The sequence below is a fragment of the Parafrankia colletiae genome (assembly GCF_001854655.1).
Classification (GTDB): Bacteria; Actinomycetota; Actinomycetes; order Frankiales; family Frankiaceae; genus Parafrankia; species Parafrankia colletiae.
This window is the reverse complement of the sequence record NZ_MBLM01000067.1, coordinates 1-3913: the sequence shown is the minus strand read 5'-3', so window position 1 is coordinate 3913 and position 3913 is coordinate 1. Positions and strand designations below refer to the sequence as shown.

General features: G+C 71.3%; 4 protein-coding genes. 2 read left to right on the top strand and 2 right to left on the bottom strand.

Features of this window, described 5'->3' with window-relative positions; translation table 11 throughout:
- Positions 1–5: 5 nt before the first annotated feature.
- The gene (locus tag CC117_RS09155) at positions 6–722 is read left to right on the top strand and encodes an Fpg/Nei family DNA glycosylase (RefSeq protein WP_071083323.1); all 717 of its coding nucleotides are present in this window, start codon (positions 6–8) and stop codon (positions 720–722) included.
- A gap of 26 nt (positions 723–748) precedes the next feature.
- Here CC117_RS09155 and CC117_RS09150 read toward each other — a convergent pair whose 3' ends face one another.
- Both CC117_RS09150 and CC117_RS09145 read right to left on the bottom strand, forming a co-directional pair.
- Positions 749–1399: a TetR/AcrR family transcriptional regulator gene (locus CC117_RS09150; protein ID WP_071083324.1), complete on the bottom strand. Its 651-nt coding sequence runs from the start codon at positions 1397–1399 to the stop codon at positions 749–751.
- Positions 1400–1441: 42 nt separating this feature from the next.
- Positions 1442–2644 (bottom strand): cytochrome P450, encoded by a 1203-nt coding sequence (locus CC117_RS09145; RefSeq protein WP_071083321.1) that lies wholly within the window; start codon positions 2642–2644, stop codon positions 1442–1444.
- Positions 2645–2822: 178 nt separating this feature from the next.
- Here CC117_RS09145 and CC117_RS09140 point away from each other — a divergent pair, with 178 nt between their 5' ends.
- Positions 2823–3776 (top strand): aquaporin, encoded by a 954-nt coding sequence (locus CC117_RS09140; protein ID WP_241829956.1) that lies wholly within the window; start codon positions 2823–2825, stop codon positions 3774–3776.
- Positions 3777–3913: the final 137 nt, after the last annotated feature.

Genomic DNA, 3913 nt, shown 5'->3' with positions numbered 1-3913 from the left:
CAGGCCTGCTGGACGGGCGGGTGCTCACCGAGGCCGAGGCGTACGGCAAGCATCTGCTGCTCCGCTTCGACGACGACCGGGTGCTGCACATCCACCTCGGGATCTATGGCAAGTGCCAGCTGGGCGCGGGGCCGCCGCCGGAACCGACCGGGGCCGTCCGGCTGCGGCTGACCTCCGGTACCGGGTGGGCTGACCTGCGCGGGCCGAACACCTGTGAGCTGCTCGAACCCGGCGAGGTGAAGGCGCTGCTGGACCGGCTGGGCCCGGATCCGCTGCGTGTCGACGCCGATCCGGAGCCGGCCCGCCGAAAGATCGCCCGCAGCCGTACCGCGATCGCCCAGCTGCTGATGGACCAGGCGGTGGTGGCGGGGCCGGGCAACATCTACCGGGCCGAGGTGCTGTTCCGCGCAGGCGTGGACCCGTTCCTGCCGGGCCGGGATGTCACCCCGCCGCAGTGGGAGCAGATCTGGGACGACCTCGTCCTGCTGATGGCGGACGGGGTCCGGTCGGGGCGGATCGACACGGTGCGGCCAGAGCACATGCCGGAGGCGATGGGACGTCCACCGCGGGTCGACGAGCACGGCGGCGAGGTGTACGTCTACCGCCGGTCGGGGCAGGCCTGCCTGGTCTGCGGGACGGACGTGCGGGGCACCCGGCTGGCGGGGCGCAACCTGTTCTGGTGCCCACGCTGCCAGGCCCCCGCCGGGGCCGTCCCCGGCTGAGCCGCCCGCCCGCCCGTCCGGGCGGGTCAGGGGCGCAGGGCGCGCAGGAACAGCCGGACGATCTCACGGGTGTGCCGTTCCTGCTCCTCGGGGGCACGGATGATCCCGAACGAGGCGAGCCGCGCGGGCGTGCTGGAGACCATGCCGAGAAAGTGCTCGGCGAGGGCGCCCGGATCCTCGGCGGCGATCGCACCGGTGGCGGCGTGCCTGCGCAGCAGGTCCGCGACGAGCTGGTGGCGGGGCCAGAACGCGACCATCTGGCCGTGCCGGGCCAGCGCGGGGAAGCGGGAGGCCTGGGCGATGGCGATCCGACTGAATTTGATCATGGTCGGATCGAGGGCGCGCCGTACCGCGGCGTCGGCGATCGCGTTGAGGGCGCCCTCCAGATCACCGAGGCCGGGAGCCTCCGGGTCGGGGACGGGCCAGTCCCGTCGCGCCATCGCCCACTCGAACACCGCGTTGAACACGGCTTCCTTGCTCGGGTAGCGGGCGTAGAGAGACGCCTTGGTGGTGCCCGCGGCGCGTGCGATCGCGTCCATCGACGTGCCCTCGTAGCCGAGGTCGAGAAAGAGCCGCAGCGCGTGCTGGCGGACGTCCCGGTCGAGCCGTTCGGTCTCCTCCCTGCTGGGCCGCCCGCTCCGGCGGGTCCGCGGCTGCGGCGGACGCGAAGACACCATGCCTGCAGTGTGGCAGACCGTGACCATCGCCTCCGGGCCCGCTCACCGCCGCCGGACGTCCAACGGGAGCTTGTTCAGGCTGACCATCGTCCAGGGGTCGCGCTGCTCGACGGGGGCGTCGGTGGCCACCTGGATGTCGCGGTAGCGCGTCAGCAGGAGGCCGAGTGCGATCCGCGCCTCCAGCCTGGCCAGGGGTGCGCCGAGGCAGAAGTGGATGCCGTGCCCGAAGGCCAGGTGTGGGTTCGGCGAGCGGTGCGGGTCGAACCGGTCGGGGTCGGGGAAGACCCGCTCGTCCCGGTTGGCCGCCGCGAGCCAGACGGCGACCATCGAACCGGCGGGGATGTCCGAGCCGCCGAGCTCGGCTGCGCGGGACGTCCGGCGCAGCAGGCGCGGAAACGGGGTCCGCAGCCGCAGGGACTCCTCGATGACGGCGGGCAGCAGATCGGCGTCGGCCCGCACCTCGGCGGCAGCCCAGGGGTGCTGGTCAAGGGTCAGGACGGTGTTGCCGAGCGTGGCGGTGGTGGTGATGTGCCCGGCGAGCAGCAGCAGGCCGACGAAACCGACGATCTCCTCGTCGACGAGCCGCTGGCCGTCGATCTCCGCCTGGACCAGCCGGGCGGTGAGGTCATCCCCCGGATGGGACCGGGCGCGGCGGATGTGTTCGAGCAGGTAGGCGTTCATGTCCCGCACCACGGGCGTGACAGCGCGGATGTTCGCCTCGGCGAGTCTGGTCAGCGGCTCGTCCGGGTTGGTCGCGGCGCGATCGAACATGAGGTCGGCCCAGCGCCGGAACATCGGCCGGTCGCCCGCTGGCAGGCCGAGGAGCTCGGCGATCACGATCACCGGCAGCGGGTAGGCGAGCTCGTCGATGAGGTCGATACGGCCGCGATCACCGATGGCGTCGAGCAGCTCGCTGGTGATGTCGGCGATGTGCGGGGCCAGCCCGGTGACGGTTCTCGGGGTGAACGCGCGGCTGGCCAGGCCACGCAGCCGCCGGTGCTCGGGCGGGTCGATGCGCAGGAAGTTGCCCCGCTGGAACAGCTCGATCTCGGCCGACCGCGGTGCCAGATCGCCGACGTCGGAGGAGAAGATGGTGTGCTCGGCCAGGACCGTGCTGGCCTCGGGATGCCCGAGGACCTGCCAGCACTGCTGGCTGGCGTCGTGGTGGACGGTGCCGCGCTGGCGCAGCCGGTCCATCCAGGCGAGCAGGTCGGGCAGCGAGCGCCGGGTGGCGGCGGCCGTCATCGCTCGTCCCGGCCGGGCTCGTTCCACGGAGATTCGTTCCAGGCGGCGCTGAGGATGYACACGCAGTACTGCTTCCCCGTAATACGGAGGYGGTATTCCCCGTGGTGTCTGGCTGCCCGTCAGGGCTGCTGCCGCACGAGTTCCGAAGGTCTCGGGCCAGCTGCGGGATATCTCGGAATTGTCGGTCATCCGCTTCCACGGCGCGGCGCCGGGTGACGTTTCAGGTCACCCGGAACGGGTGAGGCCGAGACCACGGGTACCCGCCTCTTCGCATGATCGTCATTCGGTGAGAGTTCGGTGGCATCGCCATGGTGAAATCGCCATTTGGGGTGACATCGCCATCTGGATCGGACGGGTAGAAATGAGACGGTATTTCGCCGAGGGGCTGGGGACTTTTGCGCTGATCCTGGCCGGGCTGGGCACAGCCGTGCTGGGTGGGACCGGTGTGGGCGTGCTGGAGGTGGCCCTGGCGTTCGGCCTGACGCTCCTGGCTCTCGTCTACACGATCGGTCCCATCTCCGGGTGCCATGTGAACCCGGCGGTGACGGTGGGGCTGCTGGCATCCCGCCGGATCGGGCCGCGGCTCGCGGTCGGCTACATCATCGCGCAGTGCCTGGGCGCTGTTCTCGCGGCCGCGGTCGTGTGGTTCATCGCCGACACCAATGCCGTCGGATACTCGGCCTCCGCGCAGGGTTTGGGAGCCAACGGCTTTGGTGTGCACTCACCCGGCGGCTTCGGCTGGGCGGGCGCATTCGTCATCGAGATCATCGTCACCGCGCTGCTGGTTCTCACCGTTCTCGTGGCCACCGACCTCTGGGCGCCGCTTGGTGTCGCCGGACTGGCGATCGGTGTGGCGCTGGGCGTCGCCAACCTGGTCGCCATTCCCGTCGACGGCGCGTCCGTCAACCCCGCACGCAGCATCGGGCCGGCGCTGCTCAGCGGCGGCTGGGCTCTCAGCCAGCTCTGGCTGTTCATCGTCGCCCCGCTGATCGGGGCACTGCTGGCCGCCGGCGTGCATGCCGTACTGCGGCCGCGCGGGCCGGTCAGCCCGAAACTGGCCACTCCGTTGCCGGACGAGTCTCTGCAGAAGATCGCGCGGGAGACCGCGCGGCTCATCGGTGGTCGGTCCTGAACGAGGGGCCGACAACCGGGCAGGCGCTGGACTGTGCGTGGCGCCTGCCCGCTGCGTGGCTGCGTCGCCGTTCCGGTCTGGTTCCGTTCCGGTCTGGTTCAGGTGCCGTTGATGCAGAGGCGTTCGTTTCTGAGCTG